At 58.4% G+C, this 16,928-nt stretch carries 17 protein-coding genes; all 17 read right to left on the bottom strand.

What is annotated here, in order from left to right:
- Position 1 precedes the first annotated feature (1 nt).
- Positions 2–2,659: a type VI secretion system ATPase TssH gene (gene tssH / locus NHU87_RS04565; protein WP_253546032.1), complete on the bottom strand. Its 2,658-nt coding sequence runs from the start codon at positions 2,657–2,659 to the stop codon at positions 2–4.
- A 4-nt stretch (positions 2,660–2,663) separates the two neighbouring features.
- Positions 2,664–3,671, bottom strand: coding sequence for a type VI secretion system baseplate subunit TssG (gene tssG, locus NHU87_RS04560; RefSeq protein WP_253546030.1), 1,008 nt, complete (start codon positions 3,669–3,671; stop codon positions 2,664–2,666).
- Positions 3,635–5,422: a type VI secretion system baseplate subunit TssF gene (tssF, locus tag NHU87_RS04555; RefSeq protein WP_253546028.1), complete on the bottom strand. Its 1,788-nt coding sequence runs from the start codon at positions 5,420–5,422 to the stop codon at positions 3,635–3,637. The genes tssG and tssF overlap by 37 nt, the downstream gene beginning before the upstream one ends.
- Before the next feature lie 27 nt (positions 5,423–5,449).
- Positions 5,450–5,875 (bottom strand): hypothetical protein, encoded by a 426-nt coding sequence (locus tag NHU87_RS04550; RefSeq protein WP_253546026.1) that lies wholly within the window; start codon positions 5,873–5,875, stop codon positions 5,450–5,452.
- Positions 5,868–6,290 (bottom strand): hypothetical protein, encoded by a 423-nt coding sequence (locus NHU87_RS04545; protein ID WP_253546024.1) that lies wholly within the window; start codon positions 6,288–6,290, stop codon positions 5,868–5,870. Before NHU87_RS04545 ends, NHU87_RS04550 begins: the two co-directional genes overlap by 8 nt.
- Complete coding sequence (locus NHU87_RS04540) at positions 6,287–6,508, bottom strand: hypothetical protein (protein ID WP_253546022.1); 222 nt, start codon at positions 6,506–6,508, stop codon at positions 6,287–6,289. The genes NHU87_RS04545 and NHU87_RS04540 overlap by 4 nt, the downstream gene beginning before the upstream one ends.
- 129 nt (positions 6,509–6,637) lie before the next feature.
- Positions 6,638–7,033, bottom strand: a complete 396-nt coding sequence (locus tag NHU87_RS04535; RefSeq protein ID WP_253546020.1) for a hypothetical protein — start codon at positions 7,031–7,033, stop codon at positions 6,638–6,640.
- Entirely contained in the window at positions 7,026–7,403 is a 378-nt protein-coding gene (locus tag NHU87_RS04530) for a hypothetical protein (RefSeq protein WP_253546018.1), read from the bottom strand. Before NHU87_RS04530 ends, NHU87_RS04535 begins: the two co-directional genes overlap by 8 nt.
- Positions 7,404–7,593: 190 nt before the next feature.
- The gene (locus NHU87_RS04525; RefSeq protein ID WP_253546016.1) at positions 7,594–7,974 is read right to left on the bottom strand and encodes a hypothetical protein; all 381 of its coding nucleotides are present in this window, start codon (positions 7,972–7,974) and stop codon (positions 7,594–7,596) included.
- Complete coding sequence (locus tag NHU87_RS04520) at positions 7,962–8,813, bottom strand: hypothetical protein (RefSeq protein ID WP_253546014.1); 852 nt, start codon at positions 8,811–8,813, stop codon at positions 7,962–7,964. Before NHU87_RS04520 ends, NHU87_RS04525 begins: the two co-directional genes overlap by 13 nt.
- Positions 8,814–8,819: 6 nt before the next feature.
- Positions 8,820–9,323 (bottom strand): PAAR domain-containing protein, encoded by a 504-nt coding sequence (locus NHU87_RS04515; RefSeq protein WP_253546012.1) that lies wholly within the window; start codon positions 9,321–9,323, stop codon positions 8,820–8,822.
- Between the two features lie 10 nt (positions 9,324–9,333).
- Positions 9,334–9,741, bottom strand: coding sequence for a type VI secretion system baseplate subunit TssE (tssE, locus tag NHU87_RS04510; protein WP_007894554.1), 408 nt, complete (start codon positions 9,739–9,741; stop codon positions 9,334–9,336).
- A gap of 12 nt (positions 9,742–9,753) precedes the next feature.
- Positions 9,754–11,229 (bottom strand): type VI secretion system contractile sheath large subunit, encoded by a 1,476-nt coding sequence (tssC, locus tag NHU87_RS04505; RefSeq protein WP_008007668.1) that lies wholly within the window; start codon positions 11,227–11,229, stop codon positions 9,754–9,756.
- Positions 11,230–11,257: 28 nt separating this feature from the next.
- Positions 11,258–11,761 (bottom strand): type VI secretion system contractile sheath small subunit, encoded by a 504-nt coding sequence (tssB, locus tag NHU87_RS04500; RefSeq protein ID WP_253546010.1) that lies wholly within the window; start codon positions 11,759–11,761, stop codon positions 11,258–11,260.
- A gap of 32 nt (positions 11,762–11,793) precedes the next feature.
- Positions 11,794–13,350 carry a type VI secretion system protein TssA gene (gene tssA / locus NHU87_RS04495; protein WP_253546008.1) on the bottom strand — a complete coding sequence of 519 codons (1,557 nt, stop codon included), beginning with the start codon at positions 13,348–13,350 and terminating at the stop codon, positions 11,794–11,796.
- 864 nt (positions 13,351–14,214) lie between these two features.
- A complete protein-coding gene (gene tagQ / locus NHU87_RS04490) occupies positions 14,215–15,144 on the bottom strand; it encodes a type VI secretion system-associated lipoprotein TagQ (RefSeq protein ID WP_253546006.1) in 930 nt (309 codons plus the stop codon).
- A gap of 84 nt (positions 15,145–15,228) precedes the next feature.
- Positions 15,229–16,926, bottom strand: a complete 1,698-nt coding sequence (locus NHU87_RS04485) for a formylglycine-generating enzyme family protein (RefSeq protein WP_253546633.1) — start codon at positions 16,924–16,926, stop codon at positions 15,229–15,231.
- Positions 16,927–16,928: the final 2 nt, after the last annotated feature.

The raw sequence follows: 16,928 nt of genomic DNA, 5'->3' as shown, positions 1-16,928 counted from the left end.
CTCAGGCGAACTCGCACATCACGCTGGCATTGCCGTCGAGCGTCGCATGCACGCGCTTGAGGCTTTCACCAGTGGCCATGGCGTCGAGCAAACGGTCAGCCACCAGCGGCAGCACGTGCAGGTCGAGCAAGTGGTCGATCAGGCGCGCGCCGCTGTCGCTTTGGGTGCAGCGTTCGGCCAAGTGATCGACGAGATCCTGGGAGTAAGTGAAATCCAGCTGACGACGGTTCAGGCGTTCGCCCAAACGACCCAGTTTGATTTCGATCAGCTCGCGCAGCACCGGGCCGCCGACCGGGTAGTAAGGCACCACACGCATCCGCGCCAGCAGCGCCGGTTTGAAATGCTTGCTGAGCACTGGGCGAATGGTTTCTTCGAGGACTTCGGCAGTCGGCCGCGCACCGTTTTCGCAGAGTTCGCTGATGCGGTCGCTGCCCAGGTTCGAGGTCATCAGGATCAGCGTGTTGCGGAAGTCGATCTCGCGACCTTCCCCGTCGTTGGCCACGCCTTTGTCGAAGATTTGGTAGAACAGGTTGAGCACGTCCGGGTCTGCTTTCTCGACTTCATCGAGCAGCACCACCGAGTACGGCTTCTGGCGCACGGCTTCGGTGAGCATCCCGCCCTCGCCGTAACCGACGTAGCCCGGTGGCGCACCGATCAGACGGGAGACGGTGTGCTTCTCCTGGAACTCGGACATGTTGATAGTGGTGATGAAGCGATCACCGCCGTAGAGCAAGTCGGCCAGGGCCAGGGCGGTTTCGGTCTTGCCGACACCGCTTGGACCAACCAGCAGGAACACGCCGACCGGAGCATCGGGTTTGTTTAGGCCAGCGGCAGTGGCGCGCATCGAACGGTCAAGGGCATGAACCGCTTGCTCCTGACCACGAATACGGGTGCGCAGGTCGGTGGCGAAGCTCGCGACCTTGGCATTGTGTTCCCGAGCCAGTTGGGCCAATGGCACGCCGGTCCAGGCGCTGATCACTTCGGCCACCAGACGCGGGCAGACTTCGAAGCTGACCAGACGTTCTTTGACTTGAGCTTCGGTCAGGGCGCGGTGGGTTTCGTTCAGCGCAGTTTCCAGGGACGCGACGCTTTGTGCTTCGTCTACTGGCAGGGTTTCAATCACGGTGCCTTCAGCGTCTTCTTCGACCGTGATGGTCGGTTCAACGGCAGCGGCTTCGCGAGCCTTGGCCAGTTGCTGACGCAGCTCCAGCAGGCGCTCGGCCAGTGCTTTCTGCTCGGTCCAGAGAGTTTCCAGAGCGACCATTTCGTCTTCGGCGTCGGCCAGGCGATCTTCCAGAGCATCCAGTGCTTCATGATCGATCAGCAGACCGGCCTCGGCGTCGCGACGCAGGGCCTGGCGTTGACGACCACCTTCGGCCAGTTCGCCACGCAGACGTTCCAGGCTTTCCGGGGCGGCGGCGAGGCTGATGCGCACGCGGGCGCAAGCGGTGTCGAGCACGTCGACGGCTTTGTCCGGCAGCTGACGACCTGCCAGGTAACGGGCAGACAACTCGGCCGCCGCCACCACCGCGTCATCACGCAGGTAGATGCCGTGGCTCTTCTCGTAAACCTGGGCCAGACCACGCAGGATGGTCACCGCTTCGCTGACGGTCGGTTCGTGCAGTTGCACCGGTTGGAAACGACGGGCCAGGGCCGGGTCTTTTTCGAAGTATTTTTTGTACTCCGCCCACGTGGTGGCGGCGATGGTGCGCAACTCGCCACGGGCCAGGGCCGGTTTCAGCAAGTTGGCCGCGTCGGAACCACCGGCATTGCCGCCTGCGCCGATCAGGGTGTGAGCTTCGTCGATGAACAAGATGATTGGTTTCGGCGAGGCTTTGACTTCGTCGATCACGCCTTTGAGGCGACGTTCGAATTCACCTTTGACGCTGGCGCCAGCCTGCAACAGGCCCATGTCCAGCGACAGCAATTCGACACCTTTGAGTACCTGTGGCACTTCACCGGCTGCGATGCGCGACGCCAAGCCTTCGACGATTGCCGTTTTGCCGACGCCGGCTTCACCGACCACGATCGGGTTGTTCTTGCGGCGACGGGCGAGGATGTCGACCATCTGCCGGATCGCGCCATCGCGGCACAGCACCGGGTCGAGTTTGCCGTCGCGGGCCTGTTGGGTCAGGTTGTGGGTGAAGCGCTGCAACAGCGATTCGCCCTGCGCCGCCGGTTTGCCGTTAGCCGCCGGTTGCTCCTGTTGCGACAGGGCAAATTCTTTCAGGCGATCGATGTTCAGCTTGGCGAGCAGCGGCTGATAGCGACTGCCTGCGTAGCGCATCGGATTGCGCAGCAGAGCGAGGATCAGCGCAGCGTCTTCAACCTGGGTCTGACCCAGTTCGAGGTTGGCCACCAGCAGCGCATCTTGCAGCCACTGCACCAGTTCCGGGGCGAACACCGGGTTGCGCGAAGCGCTGTGTTCGACCCGCGATTGCAGCGCGGCGCTGAGTTCACCGGCATCGACATCGGCGTCCTGCAACGCGCGTGCGAGTAAGCCGTTCGGACGCTCCAGCAGGCCGAGCATCAAGTCTTCGACGAGGATCTTGCTGCCGCCACGGGCGACGCAACGCTCGGCCGAACGCTCCAGATCACGGCGGGTTTCGGCGTCCAGCGCCTGGATGAGTTGTTGCAGGTCTACGTTGATCATGCTCACGTCCTTAATGAATTTTGCTGCCCAGGGTCACCACGCCGTCCGCTTTTTCGCGGCCCAGCCAACTGGTCCAACCGAGGCGACAGGCGTTCTGCTCACCGATGCGCAGTTCGCGGATTTCTTCCTGGCGCAAGACCAGGCGAATGTCGTAATCGAGCGGGTCACGCAGGGTGAACCGCACCAGCGCGCACAGCGGCTGGTAGCCGAAACCGATCGGCAGGAATTCGTGAAAGCGTTGCCAGTCGAGCTCGCGGATGTGAATGCGGAATTTGCCGCTGCGGTCGCGCACGTGTTCGCCCAGCACCAGGTCTTCGCCGAGCAGGCTGTTGTCGCGGCCCAGGCGATTGCGTTGCTCGTCGAGGATTTCGACGCGGCGCTCGATGCATTGCTCGATGGTCAGTTCGGCGTGCTTGAAGTAGTAACGCAGCACCGCTTCGATCAACGCCGCCGAGTGCGCGCGCAAACTCAGCAGGCCGAGGTACGGCAGCAGGCGTTTCCAATTCAGTTCCTGAGCCTTGCGAATCTCTTCGCCACCGAGGCCGATCAGCGCAAACAGCTGCGCCGAAAACGGATCAAGCGCGCCACTCTGAAAACTGGCGCGGTAGCGGTATTTTTTCCAGATCGGCAGCATCAGCCGTTGCAGGCGATGGTGGAACAGGTCGAGGAAGTTGCGGGTCGGGTTGCCGTCTTCGCTGTCGCCCAAGGCCTGTTCGCCGTAGAACGCCGGCAGCGGCGAACCGGAACCGACCAGGCCGATCAGGTTGAAACGCAGACGCGCACGCATCTGTCCGTGCTCTTTGAAAAACTCCACGCGATCGACGTCGCTGCCAGGGAAACCCAGGCTCGGGTTGGCCTGGAATTCCAGCTGGTCGTACAGGTCGTCTTCGCTCAGGTACGGGTGTGCATCGCGCAGCCGGTCAATGACCAGCAGCACGGCCTGAAACAGCGAGTACTCGCGTATTACCCGGGTCAGCCCGCTTAAAGCAGGGGCTGCAGGCCCATACGTGGTGTCCATTGGTACACCTCTCCCTGTGTGCTTTTTACCCGCAGCTCGTGGTACGAGTTGAGACTGGCGTAAAGCGCGAAAAACTCGTTAAGAACCGAAGCGAACACGAACAGGTCGCCCTCGCCGATATACCCTTCCGGGTCGATGGTCAGCTCGGTGCGCAACCCGCGTACCGGCAGCCCTCGGTGCAATCTGTCGACATGCTGGTGCTTGATCGACTTGAGCCCACCGAGCAGGCGTTTACTGACTTTTTCCGCGTGTTGGTCGTAGTAGCGCGGCAAGTCGTAGGTTTCGAGAATCACCTTCAACGCATTGACGTCGGCCAGCGACAGATAGTTGAGCGACATGTTGCTGATCAGCTTCCAGAGGAAGTCACGGTTCAGCGGCGGCGCGAAACTCGAAGTGGCCGGGGTGATGTTGCGGAAACTCAAAAACTCCGGGGTCTCTTCACAGGCCATGCAGATGTCGCCGAGCTTGAGCTTGCGCGGCAGGTTCTGGTTGGTGCACATCAGCTCGATCGACAGGGTTTCATGGGCTTCGGTGTGGCGGATGCCGAAGCTCAGATAGGTGTCGAGGCCGTCGTGCAGCAAGGACGAACGCTGGCGAATGCTGTAATGCGGACGACTGGTGGGCACGTCGAAACTCGGGTCGTGCTCGAAGGATTCGAACGGCACGTACTCCTGATAACCAAGGCCGCCGGGCTTCCAGCCGGTCACGGTTTCCACCGAGAACACGCCGCAGTTTTCCAGGTCGTATTCGGCCGGCAACAGCAGGTATTCATCCTGCTTGCCGTCGAGGCGAATCGGCAGCGCATCATGCTCGAACAGGTTGACGATCGGCGTGCAGTAGAGCTTCACGTTGTCCAGGGTCGGACGCATACGCATGATGCCGCTCTTGCGAATATCGAAGCGCAACTCCAGGCCGCGCATCTGCTTCAACGTGTCTTCCGGCAAGGCCTTGAGCAGGTCCAGACCGTTGACATCGACGAACAGGAATTTGTCCTGGAAGGCGAAGTATTCCTGCAAATAGCGATAGCCGCGGAAGGTGTTCAGCGGATACGGAATCAACGCCTCTTCCTCGGCAAAACCCACCGGCTGCACGCGATCGCCGGGCATCTTGAACGCCATCGGCTGACCGTTCACACCTTTGATGGCCTTGCCGGCACCGTCCAGCGGAATCAACTCGATGCCTTCGAGATTGCGCAACAGGCTCAGGTAAAGCATCTGGCTGATGTAGCGCTCACCGGCGAAGTGCAGACGCAGACGACTCAGCTCCAACTCGCCCAGGTGACCATCCGCGCTCATCTCCAGACGCAGACTCAACAGCGAACCGTCGCCCTTCACCGAGTAAGTCAGCGCGGCCAGATCCAGCGCCTGGACTTCAGTCGGGTAGCACGTGCGGAAGCGGCAACGCACGTCATCGACCGGCACACTCTCCACCGGCGTATCCCGCTCGACCATCAACGCAGGCCCGGAACGCTTCAACGGGTCGAACTGCAAAATGCTGAACGCTGGCAGCGGCCGCATGTAGTTGGGCCACAGCAACTGCATCAGCGAATGGCTGAGTTCCGGCAACTCGTCGTCGAGCTTCTGGCGCAGGCGGCCAGTCAGGAACGCGAAGCCCTCCAGCAACCGCTCCACGTCCGGATCCCGCCCGGCCTGCCCGAGGAAAGGCGCCAACGCCGGGCTACGCTCGGCGAAACGACGACCTAACTGGCGAAGTGCGGTGAGTTCGCTTTGGTAGTAGTGGTTAAAGGACATGGGGTAGCTGCCTGGTAGTGGATCTCATCAAAAAAATGTCCTGTAGAGCGCGACTGTCACGCCGGCACACATGTAACCGCCGATCAGGAGATAAGGCACAAGCATGATCGAGCCGAACGCCATGTAAGCGTCCTGAGACTGCCCGGCGATCAAACAACACACGCCATAAATCACCCATGGCACGATGTAAAAAGGGATGAACTTCAGCGGCGCCCACCAGACCATTCGCAGCGCTTGTTGCTCGTTTCGGCTCTTCGCGGATCGGGACATCCACAACGAAAATCCCAAAAGCCCTGGAATGCCCCACCACAACAGGTACTCCCAATGGGTGTGGGATGAATCGTACGTCGTGTACTCGCCAATCCACAGCTGATAGGAAGAGATCATCAGCACACCAAGCAATGGCCACCACAAGGCAACCATGAAGAAACTCAGTTGCGCGCGGCTAAGCATGGTCGGCCCCCAACGCGAGCTTCGAGGCTTTGGCGCCTGCAAATTTGCGCTTGTACCAGCTATCCAGCCCTGTGCTGAGAAGGATCGCCGTCAAGGTGAATGTCCCTTGGCCAATGCCATAGAGCAGCGCCCGCAGCGGATGATCCGGCAGCATCCACAAAAGAATCAGCCCCACCCAGATCGCCCATAGGATCAACTTCACACGTAGCACAGGAATCAGCACCAGCACCGCGTTGAAGACGAAAAAGAACTCGTAGAGGAATTTGCTGGTAAGACGAATGTTCACGCCACGGGAGGTCAAGCCGCCGTAGGTCGAGATGTACCACTCGGCCGCGAAGTTATTCAGAAACGTGTAACCCACACAGAAAACACTGTGGATCAACAGGCAGCAGATGATGCGCGCCGGCATGTTCATGCGGGAGGCACCGATGAGTAGCAACTGCCGGCGATTTCGATGGCCACCAACGAAATCAGGACCATGAAAGTCAGCGCGCGATGCAGCCATGACTGGCGCAGTCGCTTGCTGATCGCCGTGACAATCAGCAGAAAACTCAAGATCGCGGTGCCGCCGAACAGATTGCTGTCGGCGATGAACATCAGGTACATGCGCATCTCGTCTGATACGTCAATCATGGGCAAAAGGCTCCATCCTTGAGGGTCCAACTGCGCTGAAGATCCTCGCGCTCGCGTTTGACGGAGCACGGCCGCGCCGATCAGGGATCGCAATCAACGCAACGGGCGATATTGTTCGACGGTTGCGCATCACGACTGGGCCGCTCCCTGTTTCCCGCGCAAGCGGACAAAGGCTGCGTTCATGACATGGCTCAGCACAATCGCCAACATCGTCAAACCACCCGCCAACGCGCAATACGCCATGGCGCGAACGGGGTATTGCGGTAGCAGGTAAAACAGGATCGCCAGCATCATGAAGACCGTCACGCCAAACTTGATGGCCAGGCGATTGATTAAGACCAGAGCAACATTGAGGAAAACAAAAAAGTAAAAAACCAGGTACATGCCCATGCCGATGGCCACGCCACGTGAGGTCAGGCCGCCGGCGAGCTGTTTGTAGATAGGCACTGCAAAGTTATTGAGCACGATGTAGAGCACGCAGACCAGCGCATGCACGATCAGACTGATGACTCGACGGCTATTCATGCTCAGTCCCGGTCATGGCTCTATCGGCACTCAGAATCTGGCGTTGCTGAAGATAGATAACGCCCTCGCCGGCGAAGAACATCACGTTATCGACAGTGAATGGCTCAGTGTTTTCTTCTCCAGATTTCAGCCAACCTTGATCCCACAATGATCCATCATCATTTCTGATCTGAACGAAATAATAGGGCCGTTCAGATTTGGTGATTTCGACGAACTGGCCATCCTCAGCACCGCCACGCCATTTCGCATTCGGGTACTCGCTCAACACGCGAGGCTGATCTTTCGAAAAGTCCATGTAGGAAACGATCACCACGAGCGCCACGCAGGCGAGCGCACCCATCGCCATGAGGAAGCGCTGTAGCCAAATCATTTCGACACAGTCCAGGCGAACGGATAGGGGCGCAAGAGACGAGTCATCTCAAGATTCCGCCGTGTATGCGAAGGGCGTATTGTTGACGAGTGTAATCATCAGATTCAAGCGTCACACCCGTTGAAAACTTCCTGGCTTGCCTATCCATGGATATAAACACCACTCCAACTTCGTTCATGTTGCTGCCCGTTCAAACGAAACTTTTAGAGCGCCACCGCTCAATTATCAAGCGCAATACAAGCGCCAACAGACTCATACTGGTAGTAAGACCACCATAGGCGAATGCTCGGACCGGGTTATCTGGCAAAAAATAAAACAGCACAACACTCAGCATCACCGCTATCACAAGTAACTTCAACAAAACCTTAGGCACAAAGAAAACGATAAAATTAGCCAAAATAAAAAAGTAAAACGTCAGCTCTGCAGTACCACCTATTGCGGCCCCCCTGTCTGTGAAGCCCACATGCGACTTGTAGTAAACAACACCAATATCATGCACGTAGAAATACAAGACACCGACGAGTAAATAAATAACGAAACCAACGAAAACTTTCAAAATCACGCTTCCCATGTTTTGTATTTTGCCAACAGGCCTGCGTCAATCGACGTCTTGAGCCGTACATTAGAGGCGGGTTTGAACACAGTGCTTGCGACTGTCGCACCGTCGATCCCAAATCTTTGACCGCTCATGGCTCTTTTCTCGAGCACCAGCTCAAAGTTCTCAGAAGCCCACAAACAGGCCCTGATGATTATGAAGTTGTCATAGACATTCTTACTGCCATCGTCGCTGCCGCCGAGCGTTCCGTCTGCCCAGTCTAGGCCGGTTTGGCCAGTCTTCCTGATCGCGGAATCAACCTCGTGGGTTTCCTCCCAATACTTTCGGAAGGTATCCACTGCGAATGGAATTTGCCCCAGTCCATCTGTCCAGTAAGGATCCCCTTCAACGAGACAAAGAAGATACTTGGCACCACCTTCAGGTTGTTTTTTCCAATCTCCGGGAAGATTTCTATAGTAAACAAGCGATGGCCTGTCCACGATTGCAAAATCAATAATCGATTGCCATGTATGCTGTCGATAAGCTCCATACACTTCCGACCCTTCTACATTGCTTTCGGGGTTTACCCATAAGCGTTCGCGATAGAAGCCGGCCAATGGTTCAAACCATTGAATCTTCTCAGCGTATAGCTTTTCAGCGCTTAGAATTCGAAAAGGCTTATCACAGATATCGGGTTTTACAGCGAATAGAGGTACGCCATTAGAACGAGTCACCAACCAAACTTCAGGGAGATTCAAAGTCCCCAAATCCGTATCGTTGCTGGCGGTCGTCTTATCATCAAGCCTTAATGCGGTAGCACCGTCTTCGGTAACAAAGGTATAAGGCACACCGCCAATTTCAACAACCGTTTCCAAGATATATTACTCCGAAGTTACAAAAATCGAGACGGACTCAGGTTTCTGCCCCGTAGAGAAACAGGCAGACGTTCCAGCTACCGCGGTACCAAACTTCTCGATTCCACTTTCGGAAATTATTTTATAATTCAGTCCCTCGACCGTTTTCCCACTGGCAGTTTTAAACGCAAAAACACGATTGAAGATTCCGGGAATAATCACCGGCAACGGCGCCACAAACGGCACCGGCGTATGCGAGTTCCCGATAATCACCGTCGAAGACCCAGCCGTAACCTTATTGCCATGAGTACCAACAGAACCCACCGTTGCCGCTGGTTTTCCATTGATCAAAACGGTAGTCGCAAGATCGCCAACCAACGCACCACCACACGCCGAGGCATCGCCTTGGCGGGCGGCCGCGAGGCCGTCGAAGAATACGTCGCCGGAACCGGCGGCGATCGGGTTGGTGCCGTGGCCGGGGAGCGGGCAAGCGGTGGGGTCGGTGACGCGTGCTGCGGGTTTGCCGGACATCGGAGTCTCCTTAATTGACCTTGACTTGACCGCTGCCATCCAGGCGCGCGGCGAAACTGACCTGGCGCTTGAAACCATCAACTTCCAGCAGGCCTTCGATGCTGAAGGACAGGCGAAGCTGATCGTTGTCACGCGGCAGGGAGATGACACGCACATTGCTCAGGCGTGGCTCGTAGGCTTCGATGAAATTTTCGATGGCCAGACGGGCCTGACTCAGGGAGTCGTGCAGGCTCAGGCGCATGTCATTGAGATCGGGTAGCCCGTAATCGGACAGCGTTTGCACGCTGCCCGCACGGGTGCTGAGCATCTTGGCCAGATGGGCAGCCACCGACGCCATGGCGGAAACCTCGCGGCTCCAGCCGACGCGTTTGTCCGCGTCGCCACCCAGGCGTTCGAAAAGGCTGCCGTATCCAGTCATGAGTCGCTCCGTTTACTCTTTGTCCAGCTTGCCAACCAGCGACAGGGTGAAGTCGGCACCCATGTACTTGAAGTGCGGGCGCACGTTCAGGCTGACGCGGTACCAGCCAGGCTCGCCTTCAACATCGCTGACGATGATTTGGGCTGCACGCAGTGGACGACGGCCACGGACTTCGGCGCTTGGGTTTTCCTGGTCGGCCACGTACTGGCGGATCCACTTGTTGAGTTCCAGCTCGAGGTCGGTACGTTCTTTCCACGAACCGAGTTGCTCGCGCTGCAGCACTTTCAAGTAGTGAGCCAGGCGGTTGACGATCATCATGTACGGCAATTGGGTGCCGAGCTTGTAGTTCAGCTCTGCAGCCTTGCCTTCTGCGCTGATGCCGAAGAACTTTGGCTTCTGCACCGAGCTCGCGGAGAAGAACGCCGCGTTGTCGGAGCCTTTACGCATGGTCAGGGAGATGAAACCTTCCTCGGCCAGTTCGTACTCACGACGGTCGCTGACCAGTACTTCGGTCGGAATCTTGGTTTCGATTTCGCCCATGCTTTCGAAGTGGTGCAACGGCAGGTCTTCAACCGCGCCACCGCTTTGCGGGCCGATGATGTTCGGGCACCAGCGGAATTTGGCGAAGCTGTCGGTCAGCTTGGTGCCGAACGCGTAGGCAGTGTTGCCCCACAGGTAGTGTTCGTGGCTGTTGGCGACGGTTTCTTTGTACACGAACGATTTCACCGGGTTTTCTTCCGGGTCGTACGGGTTACGCAGCAGGAAACGCGGCACGGTCAGGCCAACGTAACGGGAGTCTTCCGACTGACGGAAGCTCTGCCATTTGGCGAATTGCGGGCCTTCGAAGTGATCTTTCAGATCTTTCAGGTCCGGCAGACCGGTGAAGCTTTCCAGGCCGAAAAATTTCGGGCCCGCAGCCGCGATGAACGGTGCGTGCGACATGCAGGCAACGCTGGACACGTACTGCATCAGTTTCACGTCCGGCGAGCTTGGGGACATGAAGTAGTTAGCGATGATCGCGCCGACTGGCTGACCACCGAACTGACCGTATTCAGCGGTGTAGATGTGCTTGTACAGGCCCGATTGCATCACTTCCGGCGAATCTTCGAAGTCGTCCAGCAGGTCGTCCTTAGAGACGTTGAGGATTTCGATCTTGATGTTTTCGCGGAAGTTGGTGCGGTCGACCAGCAACTGCAGGCCACGCCACGACGATTCCAGGGACTGGAAGTCCGGATGGTGGAGGATTTCGTCCATCTGACGGCTGAGCTTGGCATCGATCTCGGCGATCATGCGATCGACCATGGCCTTCTTGACCGGTTCACCGTTGTTCTGCGGCTTGAGCAGCTCTTCGATGAACGCCGATACACCGCGTTTGGCGATGTCGTAGGCTTCGTCGTCCGGGGTCAGGCGGGTTTCGGCGATGATGCTGTCGAGAATGCTGTATTCGCCGTTCTCGTTGCTCTTTTGCTGTGCTGCGCTAGTGCTCATTGTGTTGGCTTCCTTGGCTGATAGGGGCTCAGGCGTCCTGGGCTGCGGCGTTCAGGCCCAGTTCACCCAGTACGCGACCGCGGGATTCGTCGTCGGCGAGCACGCCTTCGATGGCTTTGCGGAACGCAGGCGCGTTACCCAGCGGGCCTTTGAGGGCCACCAGCGCGTCGCGCAGTTCCATCAGTTTTTTCAGCTCAGGCACTTGCTCGACCAGCGAGGCCGGGTTGAAGTCCTTCATCGAGTTGACGCGCAGTTGCACGGCCAATTCTTCAGTGTCGCCTTCTTCCTGAAGACGGTTCGGCACGCTCAGCGTCAGGCTCAGCTCTTGCTTGGCCAGCACTTCGTCGAAAGTCATTTTGTCGATGCTGATCGGCTTGCGATCTTCGACTTTGCGTTCGTCCTTGCGGTGGGTGTAGTCACCGATTGCCAGTAGTTTCAGCGGCAGTTCAATCTCTTCCTGAGCACCGCCGGTGGCGGGTTTGAAGGTGACGTTGATGCGTTCCTTGGGGGCTACCGAGCCTTCTTTGGCCATGGCTTTTCTCCTTGCGGTTGTGGCCCGGGGGCCTATTCGAGTACCACTTCAAGATCGAGGTGGCACAGCCTGCGATAAATCTCTTCCTTGCGTTCACGCACTGCATGGTTCTGCGGTAGCAACTCGCAGCAGCTATGCAGCAAATGCAGCACTTGCAGCGCAAGATCGGGCTCCCAGGCGTGCAGGCCTGAGTCCTGTAATGTTTGGTCGAGGGTTTCGAGTTGGGTCTTGGCCAGTTCGTATTTCTTGGCCATGAAACACAGCCGCGCGAGGGCGAACTGCCAGAAGAATCGGACCCGCCCGCCGTGGGCACTTTGCAAGCCCTGCTTGAGGATCTGCACGGCGGCCTTGAGGCCGTCCTTGCGCAGAATCGGCAAGACCTCTTCCAGGGCCACTTCCCAGGCCGGCTGGGTATCGGCGACTTCGACCTTGCGCGGCACACTGGCGCTTTGCAGGTGCGGCATGACGTGAGCGCCGATCCAGGCGCGGGTGGCCGGGTCGGCGAATGGCGCGCCGTCATGGAAACGCAATTCGATGATGCCGGGCAGGCGCTGAACCAACAGCGCGAAGTGGATTTCCACTTCGCGCATTGCCATCTCGGCGTTCAGCCCCTGAAGGCATTCCCAGACCATTCGCTGGCCATCGAACCAGAACGGCGCCTTCGCCAGGCTCGCCTCCAGCTCTACTAGCAGATCAGCGTATTTCCCCTGGTCGTAGCGGTCCTGATAGGACTTGAGCTTGTCGGCAGGCAGACCGCGCAGAACGGTGATCTGTTCAGCGTTGCGCTCGGGCACTGCGTCAATGGGCAGCCACAACAGCGTGCGATTGAGGCGCAGGGCACGCAGATCAGTAGCCTTCTGCTTGAGCCACCAGGCACACAACGGACGAGCACTTTCCTGCTGGGCACGCAGGGCTTTGTGGGCTTCTTTCTCGTTGTCGATCGGTGCGCCGGGGGTGAACAGCTGGGTTGCGGCCTGCTTGACCTGAGCCACCGCGGCGCCCACCACACCGGGTTCCGGCTGATTGTCGGCGGCGCGCTGGACCATGTTTTTCAAGCGACGGGAGATCGGCAGCAGCAACGGCGCGTCATCGCCCAGGTGCTCGGTGCACGCGGCATCGAGGCCTTCAAGGTGTTCGACCAGCCGCCGGAACATCGGCAACTGCTCTTTGATCGCGACGTTTTCGGTCAGCACCTGCTCAAGACGCGGCACCAACCAACTGATGGCAGCGGAGCGAGTGCGGGCCTTGTTCGGGTGAACCTCGGCCCAATGGTTTTCACAGAGGTAGTGCAACAAACCGAGGCCGGCCAGCAGCCCCTGGAAAGATTCGCGCTGGTACAGCGCCCAGGTCAGCCACGCGCCGACACGCAAATCCTTGGATTGAGTGCGCAGCAGGTTTTCACTGTTTTCGCGGATTTTCAGCCAGTCGATCTGACCGCTTTCATGCATGGACGAGGCTTTGCCCAGCTCGCTTTCCAACGCCTCATATTCGCTCGAAAAGCGAACGTCCTCGCCCGCGAAATTCTCTTTGGAAACAGAGGCTTTTGCGAGTTCAAGGTAATGAGCGGAAAGTTTGCTTGAGTAGGACATCCATGGCCTTTAATTAGGATTACGGTCATACGGCCATTGGAGTTGCAATGGTGCCGGACAGTATCAAAGAGCTGCGATGAGTCTCATCCAATTGAGTTCGTGCTCTTTCAAGGCGCGCATCCTAATCACTATGATGGCCATTAGCAAGCACCTGATTAAACAATAACAACAGAACGTACTCCCTATTGCTCATAGGGGATTTCCTTATATCAGAAAGGGATATCCCTAAATCTGAACAATTGTCAGGAACTCCGATTCCCCCCAGAAACCCACGAGCTAGAGCGGTTCATCAAGCCTGCGCGCCGCATCGGAAATTCGGCTCCTGAAGCAGGCATGAAGCATGACAAGAATAAAAAAATATGAATGTAGGAGCTTTCTGAAAGTTACAGTTACCCATGGACATAGCGATGAACGACAATAAACACAGTGACATCATAATGATGGCACTGCGTCTTCGCCCATTTTCTTTTAAATGTGCCCTCCGCTCGCCCCAAACTTCATTACCTGCGTACAGAAATAACGAAAGCCCTTCGCACATTGCTGAGGCAACATTCTGAAACGCGGAAAACTCTGATGTGTTTTATAAAGAGTTACCCTCGTTCCTACCCCTCGTTTCTGGTTTTTTCAGCGCCTGCTATATGAAGGTCTGGATTGAAACGGCGGATGTGGTGGCTATCCAGGAGCGGGTATTCCGGGGGGTGCGGGAGGTTGGCGCTTTGCAGAATGTCGGATGACGTGCAGTGGCGGAGCGAGCGCTGGATCATTCGCAAGCGCAGGAGGTGGCGGCGCATAGCGCCAAGGCCCATCCAGTACAGATCATTCCCACGCAACGCATGGGAATGATCAAGACCTACGGAAACTCAATCAGACATTCGGGCAAGGCACCGGTGCCCAGTCGCCCAGGTCCGGGTTCTTGCACATGCTGTTGACCTGAGTGGTGCCGGCGCTGGCGACTTGCTTGCTTTCCGCCTGTTTGGCTTGTGCGGTCTGCAGGGTTTTCTCGGTGGTGACCGCTTCTTTCGGCACGGTTGGCAGCACCGGTTTTTTCGCCGGTTTCACCGCTTTTTTGCTCTTGGTCGGCGCCACGACTGGCGTGGTGTCGGCGGTTGCCACCGTGACCACGTCGGTGCGCTGCACACCTACTTGCTGCAGGTCTTTTTCGTAGGCCTGGGTGTAGTTGTTCAGGTCTTCGCTGGCTTTACCGTTAACCGCGACGATCAGGTCGTTGGACTCTTTGAGGCCCGAGACGATTTCTGCCAGGCGCTTGCGGCCTTCGGCGTCGTTGACGGTCTTGGCCTTGCGGTCGGCGACCAGTTTGCTGAACGCGTTCTGGTAGCACTGCTGCGAAGTCTTGGCGTACGCGGTGCTGCGGTCGATGTCGGCGGTGCTTTTGTTGACGTCGGAGGCATAGGACGCGATGCGCTGGTTGTCATCGGCGATCTGCTTCTGACGCTCGGTGTAATAACCGGTCGCGCCTCCGGCCAGGGCACCGCCCGCTGCACCGATGGCGGCGTTGCGGCCACGGTTCTCGGAATCGACCAGGGCACCCAGCAGTGCACCGCCGACAGCGCCGACGGCCGCGCCGGTGACCACTGACTTGGTCATGTTCGAATCGGTGGCACGCAGGTGCTGCACCGGCTCGTAGCAGTTTGGGTAGTACTCGACCTTGGTGCTCGAGGCGACCTTGGAGGTCGGCGACGTGGCGCAGCCGGTCAGTACGGTGCTGAAGCCGACGGCCATCAGCAGCAAGTGACGCTTGGAAAGCGAAGCAAAAGGTTTACGAGAAGAAAGCATAGTTGTGTTCTCTTTTAAGTTTGACCAGCTCAGCACGGCCCACCGCCGCCTGAGTCCCTTCCAAGCTCGCTGTACAACGAACGATCAAGACCGCTGGGCGTTCGATGCGAGCAATTCCTTCAATATCGCCGCCGGGTCGGCTCGTCGTTGCTGACGATAATCACCAACATGGCGAACGAATAACGTTGCGCGCGTTACCAGGCTCTTGCCCAGTACCGGCTTGCGCTCCAACTCTTCCTTGATGCGTTGAAACTGCGCCTGGATGACGGCATCGGTGTAGCGCGTGCCGGTCGCCAGGTTGTCGATGTAGATCGCCACCGCGCCATCCAGCGCGCTGCGGCCATTGTCGATGGCGGTAGCGAACAGCTTGGCGCTGGCCTCGTCCTTGGCGTCCACGGCCTGCTGGCGACTCTTGTGCAAATTGGTCAGGCGAATGTTGTAGTTGTTGATGGTCTCAGCCACCAGGGCCGCCGACTGGATCAGGTTGCCGGCCGCTTCCTCGCGCTGCTGGGCGATGAGCGAGACGTTGCGTTTGAGCTCTTCGTTGACCAGCCCCAACTCGGCTTGCAGGCGCGGGTCGACGCTGGCAGCAATGATGCTGTCCAGGCGTTTGGTCGGGTCCTGGGCGTCGTCGATGGCATCGGTCAGCGAAGCCAGCCGACCTTCTTTCTGCCATTGGGCAAACAGTTCCTTGTAGCGCGAACGCGGCGCCGACAACGCGCCAATCGCGACCCGGAACCCGGTGGTTTCGTTGCTTTGTTCGGTGCCATCGGCGGCGAACAGCGGGTACTCGCGGCGCATCCCGGTGAACAAGGTGCCCTCGCCTTCCAGGTAATTGCCGCCCTTGACCACGAAGCCGCCATAGGTGCCTTGGCGGCGTCCGGCGTGCACGAGCTGGAAGGACTCCTGGACCATCTCGGCGGCGTTGCCGATCACGTCGAACAGGCCGATGGGGTTTGGCAGTTTGGTACCGATCGGCATCAGACGCGCAGCCTGGCCGGTGCCACCGGCGACCTGATTGAAGACGGCCCAGTCCGCCAGTGGTCCGTCGCTTTCGCTGCCTTCCAGACGCCGGGGAAACAGACGCCCTTCCAGGTCCTGACGGCTAATGGCTTGCCCGCCACGGGCAGCAAATTCCCATTCGACCTCGGTCGGCAAGCGCACAAAACCCAGCCCGCCCTCTTCCGCCGAGGCACCACGACCACTTACCGGCAGCAGATCCTTGTGGTATTTCATCAGCCAGGCGCTATACACCGCCGAGAAGCGTTCGGCCTCGAATCGCGACAATTTCACCTTGGGCAAACGCCCGGCCATGCCTTGCGGCGCCTCGGCTTGCAAGGCCTCGCAGGCCGGCGCCGGCTCGCCGCTGGCCAACGATTGCGCCTGGGCCATGACCTGGGCGTATTGGCGAGCCGTGACTTCGTATTTGCCGATGAAATAGAGCATCGGTTTGAGTGGGGTCTCGGTGTCAGTCTTGGGCATCAACGGCGTGATGGTCTTGCCCCAATCCTTGGGCAGATCCTTGAGGGTGAACTGGCCGTTGATAAAGTCCCGGCGGTAACCGGAGATGAACGACTGTTGATAACCGGTCTCGCCCTCGCTGAATGGATAGCCGAGGCTGATCTCGCGGTCGTCCAGAGTGCCTTGCGCCAGGATGTAGACGTAACGGAACACCATCTGCCCTTCGCACGGCAGCGGCAGGCTGACGTCGTCGGCCAGCGGCTTGGGGTTGTCCAGTTTGTCGGTGCTTTCATCGCCGCTCACCAGACTAGCCACGCCCATGC

The sequence above is a fragment of the Pseudomonas mandelii genome (genome assembly GCF_024138395.1).
Classification (GTDB): Bacteria; Pseudomonadota; Gammaproteobacteria; order Pseudomonadales; family Pseudomonadaceae; genus Aquipseudomonas; species Aquipseudomonas mandelii_E.
This window is presented reverse-complemented; position numbering and strand designations above follow the sequence as displayed.